The following is a 25,248-nucleotide window of genomic DNA, read 5'->3' as shown; positions in this document are numbered from 1 at the left end:
CGGCGGGGCTTTGCTCTTACCGCTCAACATAAAAAACAACAGTTATGACAATTACACAGTGGTTGATTTTTTTCCTGATTGTTCAGGTAGTCCATTTCGCAGGGACTTGGAAAATGTATGAGGCGGCCGGCCGCAAACGTTGGGAAGCTTTGGTTCCGGTTTACAACGCGATTGTTTTGATGAAAATCATCAACCGCCCGACCTGGTGGACCATTTTGCTTTTCATTCCGGTGGTCAACATCATCATGTTTCCCGTGGTTTGGATTGAGACTTTGCGCAGTTTCGGTAAAAATTCGACTTCGGATACCTTACTCGGATTGTTCACTTTTGGGTTCTATTTGTACTATGTGAACTACACGCAGCAACTCAACCACATTCCCGACAGGAGCTTGGTACCACCTTCCAAAACAGGCGATACGGTGAGTTCGTTGCTTTTCGCGATCATCGTGGCCACCGTCGTGCACGGTTATGTGTTGCAGCCGTTCCAGATCCCGACTTCTTCCCTCGAAAAAACATTGCTCATTGGCGACTTCCTTTTTGTAAGTAAATTCCATTATGGTGCGCGTCCGCAGATGACGGCCGTGGCCTTGCCGATGATCCACGACTCGATCCCATTGACACCCAAATTGAGTGATTCGATTCCGTTCCTGAACAAAAGATCGTATGCCAAATGGCCGCAATATCCGTATTTCAGGTTTCCAGCCTTGCAAAAAATAGAGCGCAACGACATTGTGGTGTTCAACTGGCCAGTCGATACCGTATATGTGTTCCGCGACCAAGTGCAACGCAAGGACAAAAAGCCGATCGACAAAAAATCGAATTACGTCAAGCGCTGCGTCGGTATTCCGGGCGACAGCCTCGAGATCAAGAATGGCGTCGTTTTCAACAACGGCAAGGAATTGATTTTGCCTGAACGCGCCAAACCACAATACATCCATACGGTCTATTCGAAAAAAGGGGTTTCGACCGAATGGCTCAAGGAAGTCGGGTCGACCGAATACGAACGCTCTTACGAAGTGCAGTTCACCAGCAACGACCAAACCAAAGCGATCGCGCCTTACGTAAAGAGGGCCGAAAAAATGGAACAAGAAGGCAGTTATAAAATCAAAACTCCAGCCGCGGGCATTCCGGAGCAACTCATCCAAGGACTTTCGCTCAACATCAAGGAAGTTTATGATTACGCCGAATCGGCCAACCTCACCCTTGCCGGGGCTGAAAAACTGCGCAAAAATACCAGTATCGATTCGGTAATCCGTTACATCGCCAAGGCTCCAGATCCGGGCGTTTTCCCGCAAACCGGAAAATGGAACATCGACAATTACGGCCCGATTTACATTCCGCAGGAAGGCAAAACCGTCGCGCTCAATGCCCAGACCATTCCTTTCTACCGCATGATCATCAGCGAATATGAGAAAAACGACCTCAAAGTCAACGGCAATGAAATCCGGATCAATGGAAAAGTGGCCACGTCCTACACCTTCAAGCAAAACTACTACTGGATGATGGGAGACAACCGCCACAACTCCGAAGACAGCCGTTTTTGGGGATTTGTTCCCGAAGACCACATTGTGGGCAAGCCGGTTTTCATCTGGATGAGCATCGACCACATGAACGAAGGCATCAAGAATTGGAGAATCCGCTGGGACCGCATGTTTACGACCGTTGGCGGCGAAGGACAGCCGGTTTCTTATTTCAATTTGTTCCTGATTTTGCTTGTGGCTTATTTCGTGGGTTCTTATTTCTACAACAAACGCAAAACGGCCAAAGACGAATAATGGACCTGTTGCTCTACCCGACGTATTTGCCTTCGATCAGCCATTTCGTGGCGATGGCCCAGGCCGATTCGGTGACGTTTGAAACTGAAGACAATTTCCAGAAACAAACCAACCGCAACCGGACGTACATTTACAGTCCGAACGGCGTGCAATTGCTCAACATCCCGATCAAGCATTCGGGAACCAAGCATCAGAAAACCAAGGATGTCCAGCTCGAAACGGCTTTCGATTGGCAGAAACAGCATTTCAAATCCTTGGAAGCGGCCTACAGAAGCTCGCCTTTCTTTGAATATTTCGAGGACCGCTTTATGCCTATTTTCGAAAAACAGCACAAGTTTTTGATGGACCTCAATTTCGAGTCGATGGCCATCATTGCCCAATGCCTCCAAATGGATTTCAAATTCGAGAAGACGCTTGAATATTTCCACGAGCAACCCCAATATACCGATTTGCGCCACTTGGCCAACGGCAAAAAAGACCCGTCTACTTTTGAGGAATATACCCAGGTTTTCGGCGACAAACACGGCTGGCTCAACAACCTGAGCATTGTGGATTTGTTGTTCAACGAAGGACGTTTCGCGCTCGATTACCTCAAAAAGCAGACGCTTTAATCCATCGACAATCGCGTCATGATCGGGTAATGGTCCGAATTAGTGAATTCGGGAAAATCGGTGAAACTTTTGACGTGCATTTTCGGATCGGCGAAAATATAATCGATGCGCGCCGGATAATAACGGAAATTGTACGTGCGCCCAAAACCTTTCCCGGCTTCTTCGAACGTATCCTGCAAAGTTCCACGGATACTGCGGTACACATACGAAAACGCGCTGTTGTTCATGTCGCCGCAAATGATGATCGGATATTCGCAGCTTTTCTTGTGCTCCATGATGATCTCGGCCTGTTGCTGCTGTTTGCGGAACGCACGGCTGATGCGACGCGCGACGACAAGCGATTTCTTTTGGTTGACCTCGTCGATGTTCTCGGACATTTCGTTGACGTCCGGCGAAATCTTGATCGACTGCAAATGCATGTTGTAGACGCGGATGATGTCTTTTCCTTTTTTGATATCGGCAAAAATCACGCTGTTGTTCGAGCTCGGCAAATCGAGATGGCCTTCGTTGATAATGGGGAATTTGGAGAAAATCGCCTGCCCCGTTTTGATCTTGTCGCCCTGCATAAAAATATAGCGGTGCTTGTAGACCTTGAAATCAATATCGGCCGAATGCGAGAATTCCTGGATGCACAGAATATCGGGGTTTTCATCGTTGACAAAGGTGCGGATATTCGATGCCACGTCTTCGTCTTGGATCCACTTGAACAAATTAAAAAGCCTTACGTTGTAGCTCATCACGACAAAATCCTTTTCCTCGCGCGGTAGATCGGTAGCCGAAAACTTGTAGAATTTGTTGATGAACGTGATGCCGAGCAACAGCACCAATCCCGACAAAATCACCTGCCGCTTGAACTGCAGCAACCAATAAATAAAGTAAAGCCCATTCAAGATCAGGAACAGCGGCAAAATCAGCGTGAGCACCGAAAGAAAAGGAAAAAACTTGGGCGCGAGAAACGGCAGCACATAGGCAAGAAATGTCAATACAGCCAACACTATATTGAAAAAGTACATTGTCTTGTTGAACCACGAAAGCTTCTTCATCCGAATTTTATTGCGTGCTAATTTAGTAATAGTTGTCGGTTGACAATTACCGGTTGGTGGATTTTCGACAACCCGACATTATCATCGGCAAACGGAATGTCGGTGCGTGCCGCGCGAACTACTTCCCCGCCTTAAACAAAAACTCCTTCTCCGCAGCGGTCAAACTGTCGTAACCCGACTTGCTGATTTTATCGAGGATGTCGTCTATTTGTTGCTGCGTTTTGTCTTTTGTAACAATCTTTGAGGTCGTTTTGGGCGATTTGTGTTCGTAATTGCGGTGCACTTTCTTGAACGGTGTGCTCTTTTTCGATCCGCCGATATTGGCCAGGCCGTCCAAAACAAACGTCACGCCCTTGCTCAAATCAGTACCGCTTTGCAGCAACTTGATGTACAGGAATCCAAAGAAAGCTCCTGCCAAATGCGCGATGTGTCCACCGGTGTTCTCTGCAAAAATAAACAGCAAGTCGATTGCCACGAGCACCGCAGTCAATTGCCACAATTTGACATTGCCGATGAGCAGCAAACGCAAGTTCATCATCGGCGAATAAGTTGCCGTGGCCACCAAAACGGCCATGACCGCACCCGAGGCCCCTACGATTGGCGCGGCGATGCTCAAGACATAGAATCCGGCCACAAATGCCATTCCGGCAAACAAACCGGCCAGCAGATACAGCCCGAGGAATTGTTTCTGGTTAAAAAAAGTCAAGAAAATCCGTCCCGAGAAATTGAGCATGATCATGTTGAACAGCAAATGGAAAAATCCCGAATGGAAAAAAGAATACGTCAGCAAAGTCCACGGCCTGTAAGACAGCACATGCACATCCGATGACAGATAGAGCCAATCCGGGTACTCAAAACGCTGCGTCCTGAATCCGTAAAAAAATACAATCGACAGCACAAAAACGGCCACATTCCAATAGATCAGCTTCTGCTCGAAGCCGCCCATTTTGTACTGCAATTTCAAATCATCCCAAAAACCCATATTTTTTTGATTTGTTATGGCGTTGCGCTGCGCGCCGGGCTATCCGTTACAATCTTTTGTCAAGCATTGTATTTCCCGTCGCAAGCTCCGGGCAATCCTTGATAAAAGGATTTCCACTGCTATCCCTAACGCAAATCCTCGCGCCAATTTACGGTAATTTTAATTCCAACGGTTGCCGCGGAACTGGTTTTTCTTCCAGTACCACATCATGATGAAACCGATCAATGCACCGCCTACGTGTGCGAAATGCGCGATTCCGGTCCCACCCGATCCAAAAAACGACTGCCCCTTGAACCCAAGAAACAAATCGATGGCAATCAAACCCGGTACAAAATATTTGGCCTTGATGGGCACAGGAATGAACAACAACGCGAGTTCGGCATTCGGAAACATGAAGGCAAATGCCACGAGCAGACCGTAAATCGCACCTGAGGCGCCCACCATCGGGATCTGCGTTTGGTCTGCCGCATGGAACAAAGCCACCGCGTTTGTTTCATTGACCAAATTGGCCTTGCCGGCTTCCGTTAAAATGGGCTCCAAACCGGCTATGAACGAACTGAAATTCGAAAACGGAATGTTGAGGACTTCGCGAAGTGTAGCATCGCTCAACTGCAAATCGGCCGCGCCCTGTAAAATGTGCTGCAATTCCCAATAATTAATGCCCAGTTGCAAGGCAGCCGCGCCCAATCCGCAAGAAATGTAAAAGAAAATGAATTTGGTCGGTCCCCAAAAATGTTCCAAGGCCGATCCAAACGAGAATAAGGCAAACATATTGAACGCGATGTGGAAAATCCCACCGTGCATGAACATATGGGTCAGCAGTTGCCAAAATTGGAAATGGTTGTTCTGGAATGGGAACAATGCGAAATAGGTTTCTGCCTGCGGGACGACCATCGTCCCAAGGAAGAATAAAATATTGATAATCAGTAACTGCTTGACAGTCGGCGTAATCTGCATCATAGTGCGAATTTTTTATCTAAATCTTCGACCCGCATCGTGATGAAAGTCGGTTTCTGGAAAGGGGAAACATTGGGTTCCTTACACGCAAACAAACCGTTCACGAGGTTTTCCTGTTCCTTTCCGGTTAAGTAAGTTCCAGTCTTGACCGCCAAACTTTTGGCCATCGATTTGGCGATCGAATCGTTCTGGCTGAAACTGCTCTCGGGAATGCCATCCTGCAAATCCCCGAGCAACTGCTCGAGCACAATCGACACCTCGCTTTCGGTCACATTGACGGGCAATCCCGAAATGACCACATGGTCGGTATGCATTTCCTCAAATACAAATCCCGTATTGATGAGCGAATCCTTGAGTTCGTGCACCAAGTTCATCTCGGTGGTCGAAAAATACAAACTCAGCGGAAACAGCAATTGTTGGCTCGCCGCCTGCTGCACGGTCATGTTGGCAAGGAATTGCTCGTACAAGATGCGTTGGTGCGCGCGTTGCTGGTCTACGATCACCATCCCGGATTTGATTGGGTTGACGATGTATTTTTTATGGATTTGGTAAGTCTTGTTGACCGCCTGCTCGACTTCGTGGTCCTCAAACAAAGAAGCCGTGGTTTCTTCACTTTCAAACTGCATCTGACTCGTGAACTCCTGGCTTTCGGGTTCGGCAATCGTATCGACAAAACTGCTCTCTGCCTCGTGCTTAAGCCCGACATACAGGCTTTCCCAACTCGCCGTGTCCTGTTTGGGACGGTAATGGTTGATGTTGGAATACGATTTGGCCGTCGGCTTTTCCTCGGCAAACGGATTGAAATTGCCATCGATCTGGATCGTCGGAATCACCGCTTCGGCATCCTTGTATTGGTACGGCGTGTCGAGATTCGGGTCACGGTCGAAATCGAGTACGGGCGCGACGTTGAATTGGCCAAGACTGTGCTTGACGGCGGCGCGCAAAATCGCATACAACGAATGCTCGTCATCAAACTTGATCTCGGTTTTGGTCGGATGAATGTTGATATCGATCGTATGCGGCGGTACGTGCAAATACAAAAAATACGACGGCTGGCTGCCATCCTTGAGCAAACCTTCATAGGCCGCCATAATCGCGTGGTGCAGGTAACCGCTCTTGATGAACCGGTCGTTGACGAAAAAGAATTGTTCGCCACGGCTTTTCTTGGCGAATTCGGGTTTGCTGACAAAGCCCTGGATCGAGACGATTTCGGTTTCTTCCTTTACGGGAACCAATTTTTCGTTGGTCTTCCCGCTGAAAATATTGACAATGCGCTGGCGGAAATTCGAAGCCGGCAAATTGAACAACTCGCCCCCATTGTGGTAATACGTAAAATGGATGTTCGGGTGCGCCATGGCCACGCGTTGGAATTCATCCACGATATGGCGGTGCTCGACGATTTCAGACTTGAGAAAATTGCGCCGCGCCGGAATATTGAAAAACAAATTCTTGACCGCAAATGAAGTGCCCTGCGGCAAAACCGCCACGTCCTGCGACATGAACTTGCCGCCTTCGATCACGATATGCGTCCCGAGCTCCTCCTGCTCCTGCCGTGTTTTCATCTCGACATGCGCAATCGCGGCAATCGAAGCCAATGCCTCGCCCCTGAATCCTTTGGTATGCAACGAAAACAAATCTTCGGCCTGGCGGATTTTGGAAGTCGCGTGGCGCTCGAAACACAAACGCGCATCGGTGACGCTCATGCCTACCCCGTTGTCGATGACCTGGACGAGCGATTTGCCCGCATCCTTGATGATCAGTTTGATATCGGTCGCTTTGGCATCCACCGCATTTTCAAGCAATTCCTTGACCACGGAAGCCGGACGCTGCACGACTTCACCTGCGGCAATCTGGTTGGCAACGTGATCGGGAAGTAATTGGATGATACTCGACATTTGGGTTTGTTGGATTAAGTGCGTTCCGGTTCGATTTGCGGCTTTGAACGACCGTCAAAAATACAGAATTATGTGGGATTTTTTGGGGTTGGAAATGAGAAAGTTTTCACAAATGATATATAGAGGAGGAAGCCCGGTGGGCTTCAGGTATAAAAGCATAGTTAGATGAATAAACATCGAATTCTGAGATTCGAAAACACAAAAAATCTAAACTAAAAGTCGCAAAGTCACAAAGATTCAAAGCGGCTTTGCTTTGGCTTTAAAGTTTACCGTTTGTTTTCGATGATTTCCGCCAACAATTTTTTTGCGCGCAGCAACTTCACCTTCACATTATTAAGCGGTTCGTTGAGCTGGTCGGCGATTTCCTGATACGACAATTCCTGGAAAAACCGCAACTGGATGACTTCCTGGTAAGCGGGCTTGAGTTGCTTGATGCATTCCAGCAGCGAGGAAAGATTTTGCTTGGCAATGAGTTCGTCCTCGGCCGAAGGCGTCGTATCGGCTACATTGTACGCCTGCTGGTCTTCCTCATCGGTGATGTCGATGAACAAAGCCGATTTCTTTTTGCGCAGCAAATCGATATGGACATTCTTTGCAATGGCAATCAGCCATGTATTGAACTGGAATTCGGGATTGTATTTGGCGATTTTATCAAACGCTTTCGAGAACGTCTCGATTGTGATGTCTTCTGCATCGGTTTCGTTTTCGGTGCGCTTGAGCATGAAACCATAGACTTCATTCCAATAATGGTCCAACAGAAAAGTGAACGCAACCTGGTCGCCGTTCTTTGCCTTTTCTATGTGTTGCCTTATTTCCAATGCACCGGTTTTGAGAAAATATTCGTGAAGAAAATATTGAGTTGCGTAAAGATAAGCGTTATTTCAATAATCGGATACCAATACATGGTGTCTTTTTCGCGCAATTTTCCGGCCGACAATCCCAGCGTGATCCAGGTGAACAGGTAACGGAAACCGATCAATCCCAAAACAATAATCCATTGGAACTGGAACGCGAGCAATACGATCGGCAAAATGAAAAACAAAAACTGCGAGACAAAGAAAATCCCGAGTTGGATTTTATCAAAAGCCTTGTAATGCCCGGCCGTTGACACATGACGCCTTTTCTGCGTAAACCATTCCTTGAATGCCGTTTTGGGCATCGAATACGTAAAACCATCTGCCGAATCACAAATCGTCGTCGTACTGCCTTTGGCCGCCTGGTTGATGAACAAATCGTCGTCGCCCGAACGGATTTTCATGTGGTCGATGAAACCATTCACATTGAAAAATTCTTCTTTTTTATACGCCAGATTACGGCCCACGCCCATGTACGGCCTGCCCATCCTGGCCCATCCGAAATATTGCACGGCGGTCAGCATCGTCTCGAAACGAATGATCTTGTTGAGGAACGAACCTGCGATGCGGTCGTACGCACCATAACCGAGTACAATCGTTTTTTCCTTGGTGAACTGCGAGCTCATTTCCATGATCCAGTTTTTGGACGTCGGATAGCAGTCGGCATCGGTAAACAAAAGGTATTCTTTTTTTGCTGCTTTGATGCCCAGTGTGAGCGCAAATTTCTTATTGCCCCAAAATGCCTCGTTGTTTTCAACCTTGACCAGTCGGATGTTGGAATATTGTTTTTCGAAAAGCTTCCAGTAAATCCAAAGTACCGTCGCTCGAAGCGTCGTCAATCAAGACAATTTCAAAATCGGGATAATCCTGTTCGGCGAGCAGCGGCACAAACTTGGCCACGTTTTCTTCTTCGTTTTTGGCACAGACGATAACCGAAATCGGAATCCTTTTCGGCGTACTTTTCTGCGCTTTGCGGTAAGCGAATTTCCCAAAAACCACCACGTAATAGAACAATTGGATGGCTACGATGGCGATAAAAAGATAAAACGTAATGGTCAACATATAGGCACTCGGTCATTTAAACGAGTGCAAAGGTATGGATTTAAGAGTCAAGAATCAAGAACCAAGAATCAAGACTTAAAATCTTCTTTCAATGAACCAGTCTTGCAGCGTTAGCGGTCTTGGCTCTTGCAGCGAAGCGATCTACCAGCGCAGCGGTTATTTCGAAAACGGGCATTTCCGCATATCGGCCGCAACCGCCTTTGCATTGGGATCGCTTAGTTTTTCGAGCTCGGTGATGATGCTATTGAAGTTTTTCTCATCGCGGTTTTGCGACAATTTGCGTACCGCCTGAATCTGTTGGATCGCAATTTCAAAAGTGACGATGCCGCGCGTCTGCATCATCGTTTTTTTGGAGAATTTCCCAACACTGACAGGGTTTTCGGAATGGGCTTCGTATTTATCGACAAGTTTGGTCAGGTGCGCAATTTCGGCTTGGCCGTCGATGATCTTGACTGTTCCATAAATGTGAACCGCCGAATAATTCCAGGTCGGTACATTCTCGAAATCATACCAGGACGAAGAAATATAGGCATGCGGTCCCGAAAAAATCGCAAGCACCTGGTCGTTTTCGGCAAAGCCTTTCCATTGCGGGTTTTCCTTGGAGATATGGCCGTACAACACTTGCTCGCCTTTTTCATTCAAGTCCAATTCGAGCGGAATGTGTGTGGCCCAAAGCTTGCCCTCGGTCTGGTTGACTAAAATGCCGAAACTGTTCTCGGCGATGAAGTTTTCGATGTCTTTGCGGTCGGTGTTTTCGTAGCGGTCTGCGATGTACATGATTGTGATTTTTGATTTTAGATTGATGATTTCAGATTTGTCATTGAATGAAGTGGTACGTTACAGAAATCTGAAATCTAAAAACAGAAATCTGCAATTAAATCACGTTGACTTCCGCCTCAATCGCAATCCCGAATTTTTCAAGAATCGTTCGCTGGATTTCCTTCGACACATTCAAAATATCCTGCCCACTTGCGTGGCCATAATTGACCAACACGAGCGCCTGGTTTTTATGGACGCCCGCATCCCCAAATCGCATGCCTTTGAAGCCTGCCTGTTCGATGAGCCAACCCGCCGGAACCTTGACTTCGGTTTCAGAAACGGGAAAGAATTTGATGTCAGGGAATTTCGCCTGGACTTGGTCGAAATCGGTTTTGGAAATGATCGGGTTTTTGAAAAAACTGCCAGAATTGCCGAGTTCTTTCGGGTCGGGCAACTTGCTTTGACGAATCGCAATCACCGCGTTGCTCACGTCCTTGAGCTGCGGCGTATCGATATTTTGCTTGGCCAGTTCAGCCATGATGTCGCCATAAGAAGTGTTGATCTTGTGGTTGCGCTTGGTCAATTTGAACTGCACCGAAGTGATGATGTAACGGTTCTTCAATTCCTGCTTGAACACACTTTCACGGTAGCCGAAACGGCATTCTGCATTGGTAAAGGTGTGTATCTTTTGGGTCGCAATTTCCATGGCGTCACACGAGACAAACGTATCCTTGATTTCGGTTCCGTAAGCGCCGATGTTTTGGATCGGGGTCGTGCCCACATTGCCCGGAATCAGCGACATATTTTCGAGTCCGCCGAAATTTTGACCGATGGTCCACAATACGAATCCATGCCAGTTCTCGCCTGCCTGCGCCTCGACGGTCACGAAATCCTCGTCTTGCGAAACGACGCGTTTGCCCTTCAAATCGACATGGATCACGAGCGCATCGACATCCTGGGTGAGCAACATATTGCTGCCGCCGCCGAGAATGAATTTTTTGTCGTTTGGATGTTGCTTCAAGACTTCGCGCAGTTCATCGGTTGAATGTACGGCAACGAATTGCTTGGCCTTGGCCTCGATGCCAAAGGTGTTGTATTTTTTTAACGAAAAATCGTTTTGGATTTGCATGGAGTGAATTTCAGATTTTTGATTGTAGATTTCAGATTAGTCCTCGCCCAATAAAGCCCGGTTCAGGAATTCACCCATCGGTTTGAGCACGAGCAGTTTTTCGGCGGTTTTCTTGACGAAATCTTTGTCCGAAAGCGATTTGTCATCGATTTTGGCTGTCGCCGTAAAGCTTTTCAATTTGAGCAATTCAATCGCCGGATGCTCTTTTTCATATCCTTTCGGAACGGTTATGAGCGCGTTTTCACGATCCATATCGCCATAAATTTCCTTGAACTTTTTATCGGCTAAAATCGCTTCGAGATCTTCGTGGAAAAAGGCGATTTCTTTTCTGATTTTCTTCAAATCCTCGGCTTCCGGATTGTGAAATCCGCCTGCGATGAAACCCGCACCGGGCTCTACGTGCACATAATAACCCGATTGCGTCCAGTTCTTGTTTCCGGGTGAAATCCAAAAAGCCATGTTGGTCTTGTAAGGTGATTTGTCCTTCGAAAATCGGATGTCGCGGTTGATGCGGAACACCACATCCTTGACCTGGATCGCGCCCAAGGCTGGATCTTGCTGCGCCAAGGCGTCGATGAATTGCTGGGCGAGTTCGTAATATTCCTTTTTGTACGCCTCATACCGCTTTTTATTGGCCAAAAACCATTCGCGGTTGTTGTTTTTCTTGAGGTCCACCAGAAATTGGATGCTGTCTTTTGAAATCATTACAGGTGTTTTTTGAGTTCTTCTTCGCTGATGAATCCGCTGTGCTGCCAAACGACTTTGCCGTTTTCATACAATAAGATCACGGGAAGCGTATCGATTTTCATTTCGCGCGTGAGTGTTTTGTTCTCATCGGCGTTGAGGCGCGAAACGGTAAGTTGACCCTTGTAGTTTTCGCCGAGTTTTTCCATATACGGCGCCATCTTCTTGCACGGCTCGCACCAGGGCGCATAGAAATTGACCAGTACTTTTTGGTCGGATTTGAGCAAATCGCCATATTCCTGACTGCACATCCCGATGATTTTATCGCCTGGCGCCGACAGTCTTTCGGCGTCCCATTTCAAGATGCCGCCTTCGAGGTTGTAGATTTTGGTGAAACCCATTTCGGACAACTTATTGGCCGCCTTCGAGGCACGTCCGCCAATTTTGCAGTACACATAGACCGGTTTGGTCTTGTCGTAGGTCGCGGCTTTGGCTTCGAAATTACCGCCGTTCCAATCGACATTGACCGCATTTCCGATATGCCCGCCCGCAAATTCTTCGGGGGTGCGCACATCGAGCAATTGCGCTTCAGGGTCGTTCTTGAGTTTTTCGGCGAAATTTTTGGGCGAAATGTTTTCTACGCTTTTGGCATTCTGGCCGTTGCAATTCACAAACAACAAACAAACCAGCAGCAGGGCGGAAATTTTGGTTTTCAAAGTCTTCGGATTTAATGGGCACTAAAGTACAAAATTAACGCATCCGAACCGCAAAAATTACACAACCGGATTTTCGAGAAATAGCGTAAACGCGATTTCGGTTCCCTGTCCTATCTCGCTATCGACCGTGATTTGCCCGTCGTACAATTCGACGATTTCCTTGCACAAACTCAGCCCAAGCCCGTCGCCAAAACCAATTTGCTGTTTGTACTGCTTGTTTTCGAAACTCTTGTCGAATACTTTACCCAAATCGGCCGGCGCGATACCAACACCGGTATCTTTGACCACGACATCGAAGCGGTTGCTGTTTTCCATCTGGGTGAGTTGGCAACTGACCGTGATGCTGCCCTTGTTGGTAAACTTGATGGCATTGCCGATGATGTTATAGAACAACTGCTGGATTTTGCCATTGTCTGCCAAGACCTTGGTATCGAGCGAGGCATCGATTTTCGAAACCAGGTCAATTTTCTTGACATCGGTCAGCGATTTGAGCGATTCAAGGATCGAATGGACTTCTTTTTTGAGGTTGACCCTCGAATTGTGCAAAGTCAGTTCGGTGTGTTCGTTCTTGGAAAAATCAAGGATTTGGTTGACCGAAATCTGCAGCGAATTCGAAGTGAAGTGCAACAAGTTGATCGGGTTGTTCAATGTCTTATCGCCATTGGACGTCTTGATTTTATTGGTCAAATTCGAAATGATATTTAGCGGCGCCCGCATCTCATGGCTCAGCATACCCATGAGGCGGCTCTTGAACTCGAGGTTGCTTTCGGCCAGTTTCTTGGCCTCGGAAAGCTGCCTTTCGTTTCGGTGCGCCGACCACGCATAACGCGCGAGCAACACCGTAAAAGTGGCCAAGACCAACAACATCATTCCCATCAAATCTTTCTTGTGGTGGATGTTGGTCATCGCATCGGCAAACTGCAATTGGCTCGCCTGCTGCGCCGATTGTGTGTAAAACATCAGGATCGCCTGACTGTTCTGCAGGATTTTTTTGTTGATGACCATCAGTTCGCGGTCGCGTTCGCGCAGGTTCGAATACGTATTGCGCAATTGTCCGAACTCGTCGGTGTAATGCGTGCGCGTACTGTTGAAAATGTAGCGCATCTGGTCTTCGATGTTTCCGGTTTTCTTGACATTGCCATACATCATTTTCATGTAGACCTGCAGTTCGTCGCGGCGCACGGCATATTTCCCGACAATCGCGTCGCCGATACGGCGCAACATTCCCTTTTTGAGCACCTCGTCCGAAACGCGGATCGAATCGTAAGTGATCGATTGCAGTACTTTTTTGAAGTCGTAAGGCGTCAGCGTGAATTCGGCTGTGGTATTTTCGGTCAAACGATAGACGCCCAGCTTGAGCAAGGCATCAAGTTCCTTGCGCAGCCGCGCGATTTCGGTTTCCTTGTCCTTTTTCCGGCTCACGGTAAACCACAAGTAACGGTCTTCCTTGACGAGTTTGTTGAGGCTGTCGAGGTAAACCGACATCGTATCGAGCGATTGACGGTATTGGGTCAGCGCCTTGAGGTCGTAATTGTGCAAGTATTCGACAAATGCATTCTCGGCGTCGAAGTAATTCTTGGTCGCCCCGTTCGAATAGACAAAACCGAGGTTTTGCTGCTGTGCCTTTTCAAAAGATTGGGTCAGTTTCGATTCCTCGTTGTGTTGGCCGAGCCAAAGCGAAAAAACGATCAATTGAAGGACGATGACGGCGATGAATAAAATGAGGTGGATTTTCTTGCGGTGGTTGGCTGGCGGCATGTGGTACAAATCGGTTAACAGTTGTTTATTTGTATATACAGAAGTTCTCCTACAAAACTTCGCAGCCAAAAATAAACAAAAACCCATGGGCCAAACCTAACGCTTTGATTTTTAAGGATAATTGGAAAAACTCCGCCAATTGGCTGAAAAATTTGGGGCGTTCATGCCGAAACCTTGCCGTTTTTCTTGCGATTTAACCAATTCGGAAGAAAAAAAACAACCAACCCGGAACAAAAAAAGTTACAGATTGAAGATTTTATAACTCTGGTGCGTCAGTTTGACAATGGCTTCGGTGCGTTCCGGATGGGTGTCAGAGATAAAGAGTTGGCCAAAATCATCGTTGTTGACCATCTCGACAATTTGCCCTACACGGGTTTCATCGAGCTTGTCGAAAATATCGTCGAACAGCAAAATGGGCTTTTCACCGGATTTTTTTTTGATGAAATCGAACTGCGCCAATTTGAGCGCGATCAGGAAAGATTTCTGCTGGCCCTGCGAACCGAATTTGCGGATCGGATAGTCGTCGATCTGGAACAACAAATCGTCTTTGTGGATCCCAACCGAAGTGTATTGCAGCACGCGGTCCTTGGCAAGATTTTCCTGCAACAAAGCCAGCAGCTCCTTTTCGTGCAAACCACTTTCGTAAACGAGTTGCACGGTTTCGGCCGAATCCGTAATGGTTTGGTGGCGTTTGTTGAAAATGGGGATAAAATCTTTCGAGGAATTTTTTGCGCTTTTCGAAAATGCGCCGCCCGAGACCGTCGAGCTGTTCATTATATATAACTAAGGTGTCGTTTTCGAATACGCGGTTGAGTGCGAAGTATTTGAGCAGGGCGTTGCGTTGGACCAGGATTTTCTGGTACTGGATGAGTTCCTGCAGATAGACCGGATCAAGTTGCGAAATCACGCTGTCGATGAATTTGCGGCGCGTCTCGCTGCCCTCGATGATCAAATCGGCGTCGGCGGGCGAAATCATCACCAGCGGAATGAAACCGATGTGGTCGGAGAATTTGTCATAGAGTTTGCCGTTGCGCTTGAGGATTTTCTTCTGCCCTTTCTTGAGGCTGCACACGATTTGCTCGGGACGGTTGTTCTTTTCGAATGCGCCGTCGATGACAAAAAATTCCTCACCGTGCTTGATGTTCTGCACCGCAAGCGGATTGAAGTAACTCTTGCCGTAGGCCAGGTGGTAGATCGCATCGAGCACGTTGGTTTTCCCGATGCCGTTCCTGCCCACGAAACAATTGATCTTGGTGTCGAATTCAAAATCGGCTTCGGAGAAATTCTTGTAGTTGAAAAGGGAAATCTTTTTGAGGTGCATGCGAAATGAAAATCGGTTGCAAATTACGGATTTTTTGTTGATTTGTTTAAGCGTTGAATCGTGTAATCGGTTAATCGATGCTCCGATTGAAGTTTCGGTTAAACAATTAACCGGTTAAACGAGTGTTCGCCTGCGTTAGCGATTACAGCGGCATCCTTTTGTAGCATAGCGGAAAAAGATAGAGCGGAAAGCGCGGCCCGCAGGGACACGAGGCTGAAAGCCGACTGCCCGCAGGGAAACGCCCAAAAAACAAACAGAAACATCCTGTCGAGGCAACGATTAAACAATTAAACAGTTAACCGATTAAACAATTAATATAAAATCCATTTTTTCTTGCGCGAGTTCCAATAAAAATTTTATTTTTGCGGCTCATAAATTTAATATAAATGGCAACGTACAATAAAAGAGGTTACAAAGCTCCGAAAGAGAAAGAAGAAAAAGTAGACAATACCTTTATCGAAGACCAGATCAACATCGATGAGAAAGACAGCGCCACCGCTGGTGTTTTCAACTCATTGGACAATACTGCCAACAAGGCTGAGGAATGGTTTGAGAAAAATCAGAAAATGATTTTTGGTATCCTGGGCGCTTTTGCTTTGGTGGTTGTGGGTTACCTCATGTACCAAAAATTGGTTGCAGGCCCTAAAGAAGATGAAGCGGCCAACGAAATGTTTATGGCGCAGCAAAACTTCCAAAAGGCGCTCGATGCTACTGGCACGGCAACCGATTCGTTGTTTACTTTGGCGTTGAACGGATCTGAAGGCAAATTCGGATTCAAGGAATTGGCCGATAAATATTCGGGTACCGATGCTGGAAACCTCGCGAATTACTACGCCGGTTTCTGTTACCTGAACCTCAAGAAAAATACCGAGGCCATTGCTTCGCTCGAAAAATTCAAGTCGGATGACATGGAGCTTTCGGTTTTGGCAGAAGGCGGAATCGGCGATGCGTATGCGCAGCAGAACAAATACAAGGAAGCGCTTGACCATTATGTGAAAGCGTCTGAAATGCACAAGAACGACCTCAACACGCCGCGTTTCCTGCTCAAGGCCGGACAAGTAGCTTTGGTGTCAGGCAACAAAACCGACGCGCTCAAATATTTCCAACAGATCAAGGACAATTACGACCGTTCGCCTGAGGCACAGAACGTGGACGCTTTGATCGGGTTGGCGCAGTAAGAATTTTAGATTTTAAATATAAGTTTTAAATTGGAGCAGTAACTTTGGGTGTTGCTCCAATTTTTTTTTGAAGCGTTTGAAATTTATAGTTTTTCTGCCGGAATTATCTATTCAAAAATGATAACTTCGTTCCATGGGAAGGGGGCAATGTAAGGTATTCCCAACGAAATAAATTCGACTTTCCAATATAGAGAATCTGTATCTTTTGTTAAATTAATCCGCTGATAAAAATCGGCAAATCCCAAATACAATTCAAAATTCAATCCATGGCAACCGCAAATAAAAATTTATCCAACTACGATAAAAACACCCTCCCAAATGCGAAGGACTTCCGGTTTGGGATTGTCGTTTCTGAGTGGAACGACCACATCACGAACGGGCTGTACAACGGTGCCGAAGCCGCTTTGCTGGACTGCGGCGCCTTGCCCGAAAACATCATCCGCTGGGACGTTCCGGGCAGCTTCGAGCTTATCTATGGCGCGAAGAAAATGATCGAAACGCAAGACCTCGACTGCGTCATTACGATCGGTTGCGTGATCAAGGGCGAAACCATGCATTTTGAATTCGTCTGCGAAGGCGTGACGCAAGGCATCAAAGACCTCAATGTACAGGGCGACGTTCCCGTTATCTTTTGTTTGCTCACCGACAACAACGAACAGCAATCCATCGATCGCAGCGGTGGCATCCACGGCAACAAAGGGACCGAGGCGGCGATTGCGGCAATCAAGATGGCGGAATTGCGCAGAAAAGCGTAAAAGTTTAATCGGACAATCGTTTAATCGTTTAACCGAAACTTCAATCGGACAGTCCGATTACACGATTAAACAGTTCAACGATTAAACAATACTTTTTATCGAGTTCTAAAAAATTCTTAACGTTTTATATATTATCTCAATCATTTTTCACGTTAGGTGTTAAAATGAAGCTTATGACCTGACATTACTTTTAACCATTTAACACTTAAAACTATGTCAAAACTAAGCCTTTATGAGACCAATTGGATCAATCTTGTTTTTGAGGGAAAAAACAAAGATTACGGCGCCTACCAACTGCGCCAGGAAAATCCGCGAACCACTTTACTCGCCTTTTTATTCGGATTGTTTTTTATCGCTTCGGCATCGGGGATCATCCTGCTGCTGAGCTCGTTTGGCGATGCACCGGCACCAGCCAAAACGCCCGATCTACCGGAAATCAAGATTACCAATGTCATTTATCCGCCTGAAACACCGCCTTTGCCACCGACACGTCACACCACAACACCGCCAACCGAAGTGGTCGACAGCCGCGATTTGATCAACCCGATTATCACACCGCCAGAGTTTGCCGACAACGACATCCGCCGCAACGACGATCCGCCTGCCGCGCCCGATCCTGGACCTACAGGAACCGATACCGGAACTTCAACAACGACGACTTCCGGAACGGGAACAGCGGTAACGCTAGCATTGCCTCCAGATAATGGAAATACCGTCATCACAACAGTTAATGTAGACGTCATGCCCGAATTTCCAGGCGGCGTTAAAAAGTTCCTGCAATACGTTGGGGACAATTTCGAAAAACCGGAAATCGACGAAACGGTAACGATACTGATGTCGTTCGTGATCGAAAAAGACGGCTCAATGACCGACATCAAAGTATTGCGCAATCCCGGATACGGACTCGACAAGGAAGCCATCCGCGTGCTCAAGGCACAAAAAACCAAATGGAAACCGGGCATCAAGAACGGCCAGCCGGTACGCGTACTCTATACGCTCCCGATCAAGGTGACGCGCTATTAAACCTTCAAAAACCCTAAACAAAACAAAAGCCGATGGAATCCATCGGCTTTTTCATTTATGCTTTCTTGACAAATTCCGTTCGCAAAACCATCGCCGTCTTGTTTACACGGCAATCGATTTCTGCCGGGTCGTCGGTCAGTCGTATGTTCTTGACCATCGTCCCGCGCTTGATCACGTCCGAAGAACCGCGTACTTTCAAATCCTTAATCACCGTTACAGAATCGCCGTCCTGCAAAATATTGCCGTTGCTGTCTTTTACATCCATTTTGTTTGTTTTTGGTCGACAAAGATACAAAGTTTTAGGAGCCGGTCCCGACAATTCGGGATGCTTTCCGCTATATCTTTTGCACTTCAAGATTTACCTGACTGTCGATGGCAGTCCTCCTCTTAATATCAAATGCAAAAGGATGCCGCTGCCATCAGGGCTAGCGCCTCTCATCCAATCCAACATTTTTTTCACATTTACAATTCATCATTTACCATTCACAATTCTTTTTTACATTTGAACCAAACCGACGTAACCAAAAAATGCAAACCTTTACCACTTCCCAAAAGATAAAACACCTGCTCAGTTTTCCTGTCATCGTCGCCGCACTCGGCTATTTCGTAGACATTTACGACCTCTTGCTTTTTGGCATCGTGCGCGTCCCAAGCCTTAAAGATTTGAACCTCGACGCCGATGTCGCCGGCACCTTGATTATCAATTACCAAATGACCGGATTGTTATTGGGCGGTATTCTTTGGGGCATTTTGGGCGACAAGAAAGGACGGCTTTCGGTGTTGTTCGGTTCGATTCTCGTGTATTCGCTGGCCAACATCGCATGCGGATTTTTACCCCAGATGAATTTCGCCGACAAAACCGCGATTTACGCTGCCTTGCGTTTCCTCGCCGGAATCGGTCTCGCAGGCGAACTCGGTGCCGGAATCACCTTGGTTTCCGAAAGCCTGCCCAAAGAATTGCGCGCGATCGGCACTTCGATTGTCGCGGGATTTGGTTTGCTCGGTGCGGTCATCGCGCAATTGACCGTTGAACTTGCCGGCGATTGGACCTATGCGTATTTTATCGGTGGCGGTCTGGGATTGTTGCTGTTGCTGCTTCGTGTTGGCGTGCTCGAAAGCGGCCTCTACAAAGAAATCGCGCATTCGGAAGTCTCGAAAGGAAATTTCCTGTCTTTTTTTACCAATTGGGAGCGCTTCGTCAAATACCTCAAATGCATCGCGATCGGTTTGCCCACCTGGTTCTGCGTCGGGATTCTGGCCATGATGGGCAACCAGTTCGCACCGGTTTTCGGGATTGAAATCGAGCCCGGGAAAGCCATCATGTGGGCTTACGTTGGAATCTCGATCGGGGATTTTGCAAGCGGATTCATTTCGCATGCGCTGCATTCGCGCAAGAAAGCCATTTTCTACATGATGTTGTTTACGATTGTCGGCGTATTGCTGATGCTTTTCGGCGGAACGACCAGCGAAAACAGCTATTACTTTTTCTGCGCCTGGCTTGGGCTCGGAACGGGCTACTGGGCGATGTTTGTAACGGTTGCCGCGGAGCAGTTCGGGACCAACATCCGCTCGACGGCAACGACCACCGTCCCCAATATGGTGCGTGGTTTGGTTCCCGTGATGCTGCTCGGTTTCGATTTTTTCAAACCGACTTACGGCGTGATTGCCGCGGCAATGATTGTCGGCGTAATCGTTTTTGCGCTCGGCATCTATTCGACCTTAACGGTTTCGGAAACGCACGGCCGCGACCTGGATTTTACCGAATAGCGTTCAAAGCAAAATTAAAGTAACCTCGCCTTTGCCCACCATGATCGTACCGACGATTTCCTTCTTGAGGATTTTTCGGATGGCCCTGAGCATATTGGGCTTGACTTTCCTGATCGACTGTGTCAGGTCGAGTGTAACGAAAAGCAATTTACTGCTCAAGGCGTGTACGATGGCTTCTTTGTGCGGCACTTCTTCTTCGTTGTACCGTTCATTGATGTTGCCGCTGGCCAATTTCTGGAGGTAAGTGGTCAATTCGGTGCGAAACGGAATGTTGCATTCGCACTTCAGCTCGATGCATGCAGGATTTTTCATAACCGGTTGATTTAGGGAAGGATAAAACTACAATTTTGCGCATTTCGATTGTTACATCAATCACATGATTTGATACATCAATCCGCATCTGTAACAAATTCCATAACGGTTAAGCGCTTAATCTTCTTAGTGATTGTCCCATCTTACTTCCGCAAAACTTACAATCTTCCCCTGCACGAACCAAGTGATTGCCGGTTGGGAAACCCTTAACGATTTTAATCAAAACAATCCTTATCTTTGTACGGCAAAATGGACTACATGGAAACCGTACTCGACAACAACCTACCGGTCAGCAAGCCCAAATGGCTCAAGGTAAAACTGCCCATCGGACAGAAATACACCGAATTGCGCGGACTGGTCGACAAATACAAACTCAACACGATCTGCACCTCGGGAAGTTGCCCGAACATGGGCGAATGCTGGGGCGAAGGCACGGCTACGTTCATGATTTTGGGGAATGTTTGTACGCGATCGTGCGGATTTTGCGGCGTCAAAACCGGACGTCCGGAAACGGTCGATTGGGACGAACCAGAGAAAGTGGCGCGCTCGATCAAGATCATGAAAATCAAGCATGCCGTCGTGACCTCGGTAGACCGCGACGATTTGAAGGACATGGGCTCGATCATCTGGATCGAAACCGTGAAAGCGATTCGCCGCATGAATCCAGAGACGACACTCGAAACGTTGATCCCCGATTTCCAAGGGAACGAACGCAACCTCGACCGCATCGTCGAAGCCAATCCCGAAGTCGTTTCGCACAACATGGAAACCGTCCGCCGATTGACGCGCGAGGTTAGAATCCAAGCCAAATACGACCGCAGCCTCGAAGTCTTGCGTTACCTCAAAGAAAAAGGCATCCGACGCACCAAATCGGGCATCATGCTGGGCTTGGGCGAAACCGAAGAAGAAGTCATCCAGACCATGCGCGATTTGCGCAACGCCAACGTCGACATCGTCACCATCGGCCAATATTTGCAGCCGAGCAAAAAGCACTTGCCCGTCAAGGAATTCATCACGCCAGAGCAATTCGCCAAATACGAACAAATCGGGAAAGAAATGGGATTCCGCCACGTAGAAAGCGGCGCGCTCGTGAGAAGTTCTTACCACGCACAAAAACACATTTTGTAATTATTTATTGGGCGTTGCCTGCGGCCCGGGCTGTACGCGGTGCACGGCACCCAGCTCCCATCCCTAACGCGGTCGCCCGTACACCACAACGACCAAACATGAAAACACGCATTGCCATCAACGGATTCGGGCGCATCGGTAGAAACCTGTTCCGGTTATTGCTCGACCACCCCAACATAGAAGTCGTCGCCATCAACGACATCGCCGACAACCGCACGATGGCGCACCTGATCAAATACGACTCGATCCACGGCGTGCTCGATTTGGATTGTTCTTATGATGAAAATTCGATCATCGTCGGTGGCAAGCACTACACTTTCCTGCACGAAAAAAGCATCCCTAACATCGATTGGAACAGTCTCGACATCGACGTCGTTGTCGAATCGACGGGCAAATACAAAACGTTTGACGAGATCAACGCGCACATTTTGTCGGGTGCCAAAAAAGTCATCCTTTCCGCCCCGGCCGAAGTAGACAACATCAAAACCATCGTGCTCGGCGTCAACGAACACATCCTTGACGGCAGCGAAAACATCATTTCGAATGCGAGCTGCACGACCAATAACGCCGCACCGATGATCAAAGTGATCCGCGATTTGTGTGGCATCGAACAGGCTTACATCACGACCGTTCACTCCTACACCACCGACCAGAGTTTGCACGATCAGCCGCACAAGGATCTGCGTCGGGCACGCGGCGCCTCGCAATCCATCGTTCCTACGACGACCGGAGCGGCCAAGGCGTTGACCAAAATATTCCCAGAATTCGAAGGCAAAATCGGCGGCAGCGGCATTCGCGTCCCGGTTCCCGACGGTTCTTTGACCGACATCACCTGTTACGTCAAACAAGAAGTATCGATCGAACAGATCAACGAGGCTTTTAGAAAATCGGCCAACGGTGAACTCAAGGGCATCCTTGCCTATACTGAGGATCCGATCGTTTCGGTGGACATTTTGGGCAACCGGAATTCGTGTCTTTTCGATGCACAACTGACTTCGGTGATTGATAAAATGGTTAAAGTTGTGGGGTGGTATGACAATGAGATCGGTTATTCATCAAGAATCATCGATTTGATTGGATTGATTGAGCACAATACCTAACGATTTATGAGTATTTGTGGCCTGTTTGTATCCATCCAAACTACCTCAAACCCACTGGTCTTGTTTGTTTATACTTTATAGACATGACAATGAAATTGGGTATTTCTCTCGAATTATTGGGTAGATATCGCTAACAGTTCAAAAATAATTTCTACATTTAACCCCCTGAAAAACAAATCGACACACATTGATGCGGTTACTGATTGTACTTTTTATTTTTGTGAACAGCCTTGCATTCGCCCAAAAGCAGCCCAAATCTGCCGCGGTCGACAGTGTTGATTATTACATCGAACTCTCCAATTTCAACATCAAGACGAACAATTACAAGTTCTCGCTCGCGTTTGCGCAAAAGGCCATCGATTACTCCAAGAAGACTTCGAATGTCGTGGCGCAGGCCAATGCTTATGCGACTTTGGGTGCGATTTATTTCGAGCTCAAGAAATACGACGACGCAATCGAGACCTATTACAAAAGCGTTTCGCTCTACAATACCATCAAACCATCGAGCAATCAGGCTTTTTCGTATTACCGCATCGGTTTGTGCTACATGGAAAAGGGCGATTATTCGAAAGCCGACGTCAATTTCGACAAGGCCAAGACGATTTACGAAACCATCCGCATCCCGAATGCGATCGAGTTGCTGAACCTGCAGAAAGGCATCGTCTACAAAGCCAAGGGTGAATTCAAGTCGGCCATCCCGATCTTCAACCAGATCATCGCCAAACCCGATTCAGACGATTCGTTCAAGACCAAGGCCGAAGCGTTGTATCAGATCGGCAACATCGAAATGCTCAACAACCGCAAGAACCTGGCGTTGAATTACCTCAACCGCGCCTACGAACTCAACGCGCGCGACAAGAACATCGAACAGAAAGCCAAGATTTTACTTTCGTTGAGCCAGGTCTACGAACGTTTGCTCGACGTCAACCGCGCCTATACCTTGCTCAAGAAACATTTGCAGCTCAAGGACAGCATTGCGTATTTGAACACGCAGAAACTCGGTTCGGAAGATTACGTGCAGTTCAAGGAAAGCGAGCGCCTCAAAACCATCGAGCAGATGGACAAGGAAAACAAGGAGCAGCAAAAAGCCAACAAGGTCGCCAAATTGATTTCGATTCTGGCCATTGCACTCATTTCGATCCTGTCGCTTTTGAGTTTGTCGTTGTACAAGAACAACATCATCCGGAACCAGTCGAACTTGCTGCTCAAGGAAAAGAACAACGAATTGCAGATGGCCAAGGAAAAAGCCGAAAAGGCGTCGAAGGCGCGTGCCGAATTCCTTTCGACGGTGAGCCACGAGTTGCGTACGCCGCTCAACGCGATCAACGGCATCACGCATTTGCTCCTGGAGGAAAACCCGAAGGAATCGCAGATGAATTACCTGACCTCGCTCAAATTCTCGGGCAATTATTTGCTGACGTTCATCAACGAAATCCTCGAGATCAACCGCATCGAATCGAGCGCAATCGAGACCGAAAGTATCAATTTCAACCTCAAGTTGCTGCTGGCCAACATCCAGAACTCGCTCAAGGAACTGGCCGCGATCAACAACAACGCGTTCACGATGGAAATCGACCCGAACATCCCCGATTTCCTGATCGGCGACCCGACCAAATTGTCGCAGATTTTCCTGAACCTGATCAACAATGCGCTCAAATTCACCAAGAACGGTGAAGTGAAAGTGATTTTGACCACCAACGAGATCAACCCTGAATTCACCTCGATCCATTTCGAAGTACTCGACACAGGCATTGGGATTCCGGAAGAAAAAATCGAAACCGTGTTCGACAGTTTCGCGCAGGGTTCAATCGAGATCAACCGCAAATATGGCGGTACCGGACTCGGGCTCACGATCGTCAAGAAACTCATCGAGATCATGGGCGGCAAGATCAAATTGGAAAGCAAGGTCGGCAAAGGTTCTTCGTTTACGTTCGATCTGAGCTTCAAGATCGGTATCGATGCCGAAGCGGCCGCACAGCAGGAAAAGATGACCGATTTCGACGATTCGATCCTTGACGGCAAGAAAGTATTGCTCATCGAAGACAACAAGATCAACCAGATGATCACCAAGAAAATGGTCGAGAACAAAGGCATGGTTTGCGAGGTCATCGACAACGGCGAGGATGCGATCGAGGCGGTCAAGAACAAGGAATACGATCTGGTTTTGATGGACGTGCATTTGCCGGGCATCAACGGAACCATTGCCACGCAAACGATCCGTACCTTCGACAAGAAAACCAAAATCATCGCGCTCACGGCCATTTCGCTCAACGAAAACCGCGACATGCTCATGTCTTACGGCATGAACGACGTAATCACCAAGCCATTCGATCCGATTGATTTTTACCGCGTCATTTCGCAGAATCTGGCCAAGAAGGAGAAGGCTTAATTAGAAAATGAGTCAATTAGAAATTAGACAATTGACGTCCGAAATGAATT

Annotated in this window: 20 protein-coding genes and 3 pseudogenes; 9 read left to right on the top strand and 14 right to left on the bottom strand. The window is 47.6% G+C overall.

The window, feature by feature from the left end; all coding sequences use genetic code 11:
- Positions 1-44: 44 nt before the first annotated feature.
- Entirely contained in the window at positions 45-1,775 is a 1,731-nt protein-coding gene (gene lepB / locus QM717_RS12905) for a signal peptidase I (protein WP_415037928.1), read from the top strand.
- Entirely contained in the window at positions 1,775-2,386 is a 612-nt protein-coding gene (locus QM717_RS12900; protein WP_415037926.1) for a WbqC family protein, read from the top strand. Before lepB ends, QM717_RS12900 begins: the two co-directional genes overlap by 1 nt.
- On the opposite strand, the gene QM717_RS12895 is transcribed toward QM717_RS12900, so the two are convergent.
- The 12 genes and pseudogenes from QM717_RS12895 to recF all read right to left on the bottom strand — a co-directional run bounded on the left by QM717_RS12895 (position 2,383) and on the right by recF (position 15,546).
- Complete coding sequence (locus tag QM717_RS12895; RefSeq protein WP_415037924.1) at positions 2,383-3,429, bottom strand: endonuclease/exonuclease/phosphatase family protein; 1,047 nt, start codon at positions 3,427-3,429, stop codon at positions 2,383-2,385. The genes QM717_RS12900 and QM717_RS12895 overlap by 4 nt on opposite strands.
- Positions 3,430-3,547: 118 nt before the next feature.
- Positions 3,548-4,411 (bottom strand): rhomboid family intramembrane serine protease, encoded by an 864-nt coding sequence (locus QM717_RS12890; RefSeq protein WP_415037922.1) that lies wholly within the window; start codon positions 4,409-4,411, stop codon positions 3,548-3,550.
- Between the two features lie 159 nt (positions 4,412-4,570).
- On the bottom strand, positions 4,571-5,371 hold the full coding sequence (locus QM717_RS12885) for a rhomboid family intramembrane serine protease (protein WP_415037920.1): 801 nt from the start codon (positions 5,369-5,371) through the stop codon (positions 4,571-4,573).
- Positions 5,368-7,263 carry a DNA mismatch repair endonuclease MutL gene (gene mutL / locus QM717_RS12880; protein ID WP_415037918.1) on the bottom strand — a complete coding sequence of 632 codons (1,896 nt, stop codon included), beginning with the start codon at positions 7,261-7,263 and terminating at the stop codon, positions 5,368-5,370. Before mutL ends, QM717_RS12885 begins: the two co-directional genes overlap by 4 nt.
- A gap of 266 nt (positions 7,264-7,529) precedes the next feature.
- Entirely contained in the window at positions 7,530-8,081 is a 552-nt protein-coding gene (locus tag QM717_RS12875) for an RNA polymerase sigma factor (protein ID WP_415037916.1), read from the bottom strand.
- Positions 8,072-9,179 (bottom strand): annotated as a pseudogene (locus QM717_RS12870) (glycosyltransferase). Before QM717_RS12870 ends, QM717_RS12875 begins: the two are co-directional and overlap by 10 nt.
- Before the next feature lie 156 nt (positions 9,180-9,335).
- Positions 9,336-9,956, bottom strand: a complete 621-nt coding sequence (locus QM717_RS12865) for an FMN-binding negative transcriptional regulator (protein ID WP_415037914.1) — start codon at positions 9,954-9,956, stop codon at positions 9,336-9,338.
- A 97-nt stretch (positions 9,957-10,053) separates the two neighbouring features.
- Entirely contained in the window at positions 10,054-11,076 is a 1,023-nt protein-coding gene (gene murB, locus QM717_RS12860) for a UDP-N-acetylmuramate dehydrogenase (protein ID WP_415040125.1), read from the bottom strand.
- 27 nt (positions 11,077-11,103) lie between these two features.
- Positions 11,104-11,772 (bottom strand): DUF2461 domain-containing protein, encoded by a 669-nt coding sequence (locus QM717_RS12855; RefSeq protein WP_415037912.1) that lies wholly within the window; start codon positions 11,770-11,772, stop codon positions 11,104-11,106.
- Positions 11,772-12,467: a thioredoxin domain-containing protein gene (locus tag QM717_RS12850; RefSeq protein ID WP_415037910.1), complete on the bottom strand. Its 696-nt coding sequence runs from the start codon at positions 12,465-12,467 to the stop codon at positions 11,772-11,774. The genes QM717_RS12855 and QM717_RS12850 overlap by 1 nt, the downstream gene beginning before the upstream one ends.
- Before the next feature lie 57 nt (positions 12,468-12,524).
- Positions 12,525-14,225, bottom strand: coding sequence for a sensor histidine kinase (locus QM717_RS12845; protein ID WP_415037909.1), 1,701 nt, complete (start codon positions 14,223-14,225; stop codon positions 12,525-12,527).
- A gap of 240 nt (positions 14,226-14,465) precedes the next feature.
- Positions 14,466-15,546 (bottom strand): annotated as a pseudogene (gene recF, locus QM717_RS12840) (DNA replication/repair protein RecF).
- A 386-nt stretch (positions 15,547-15,932) separates the two neighbouring features.
- Between recF and QM717_RS12835 the strand changes: the two are divergent.
- The 3 genes from QM717_RS12835 (at position 15,933) to QM717_RS12825 (ending at position 18,502) form a co-directional block, all read left to right on the top strand.
- The gene (locus QM717_RS12835) at positions 15,933-16,724 is read left to right on the top strand and encodes a tetratricopeptide repeat protein (RefSeq protein WP_415037907.1); all 792 of its coding nucleotides are present in this window, start codon (positions 15,933-15,935) and stop codon (positions 16,722-16,724) included.
- 266 nt (positions 16,725-16,990) lie between these two features.
- Positions 16,991-17,479 (top strand): 6,7-dimethyl-8-ribityllumazine synthase, encoded by a 489-nt coding sequence (gene ribH / locus QM717_RS12830; protein ID WP_415037906.1) that lies wholly within the window; start codon positions 16,991-16,993, stop codon positions 17,477-17,479.
- Positions 17,480-17,692: 213 nt separating this feature from the next.
- Entirely contained in the window at positions 17,693-18,502 is an 810-nt protein-coding gene (locus QM717_RS12825) for an energy transducer TonB (RefSeq protein WP_415037904.1), read from the top strand.
- Positions 18,503-18,557: 55 nt separating this feature from the next.
- Here the strand turns inward: QM717_RS12825 and QM717_RS12820 are convergent.
- Positions 18,558-18,770 (bottom strand): annotated as a pseudogene (locus QM717_RS12820) (zinc ribbon domain-containing protein YjdM); the annotation flags it as partial.
- Between the two features lie 260 nt (positions 18,771-19,030).
- On the opposite strand from QM717_RS12820, the gene QM717_RS12815 reads away from it, so the two are divergent.
- On the top strand, positions 19,031-20,269 hold the full coding sequence (locus QM717_RS12815; protein ID WP_415037903.1) for an MFS transporter: 1,239 nt from the start codon (positions 19,031-19,033) through the stop codon (positions 20,267-20,269).
- Positions 20,270-20,272: 3 nt separating this feature from the next.
- Here QM717_RS12815 and QM717_RS12810 read toward each other — a convergent pair whose 3' ends face one another.
- A complete protein-coding gene (locus QM717_RS12810; RefSeq protein ID WP_415037901.1) occupies positions 20,273-20,581 on the bottom strand; it encodes a hypothetical protein in 309 nt (102 codons plus the stop codon).
- 258 nt (positions 20,582-20,839) lie between these two features.
- Between QM717_RS12810 and lipA the strand changes: the two genes are divergently transcribed.
- The 3 genes from lipA (at position 20,840) to QM717_RS12795 (ending at position 25,198) form a co-directional block, all read left to right on the top strand.
- Positions 20,840-21,709: a lipoyl synthase gene (gene lipA / locus QM717_RS12805; RefSeq protein ID WP_415037899.1), complete on the top strand. Its 870-nt coding sequence runs from the start codon at positions 20,840-20,842 to the stop codon at positions 21,707-21,709.
- A 98-nt stretch (positions 21,710-21,807) separates the two neighbouring features.
- Positions 21,808-22,809 (top strand): type I glyceraldehyde-3-phosphate dehydrogenase, encoded by a 1,002-nt coding sequence (gene gap, locus QM717_RS12800; RefSeq protein WP_415037897.1) that lies wholly within the window; start codon positions 21,808-21,810, stop codon positions 22,807-22,809.
- 190 nt (positions 22,810-22,999) lie between these two features.
- Complete coding sequence (locus QM717_RS12795) at positions 23,000-25,198, top strand: ATP-binding protein (protein ID WP_415040123.1); 2,199 nt, start codon at positions 23,000-23,002, stop codon at positions 25,196-25,198.
- Positions 25,199-25,248 lie beyond the last annotated feature (50 nt).

Source organism: Flavobacterium sp., assembly GCF_047602195.1.
GTDB lineage: Bacteria > Bacteroidota > Bacteroidia > Flavobacteriales > Flavobacteriaceae > Flavobacterium.
Note: the sequence above shows the minus strand (reverse complement) of the source record. Positions and strands in the feature narration are given on the sequence as shown.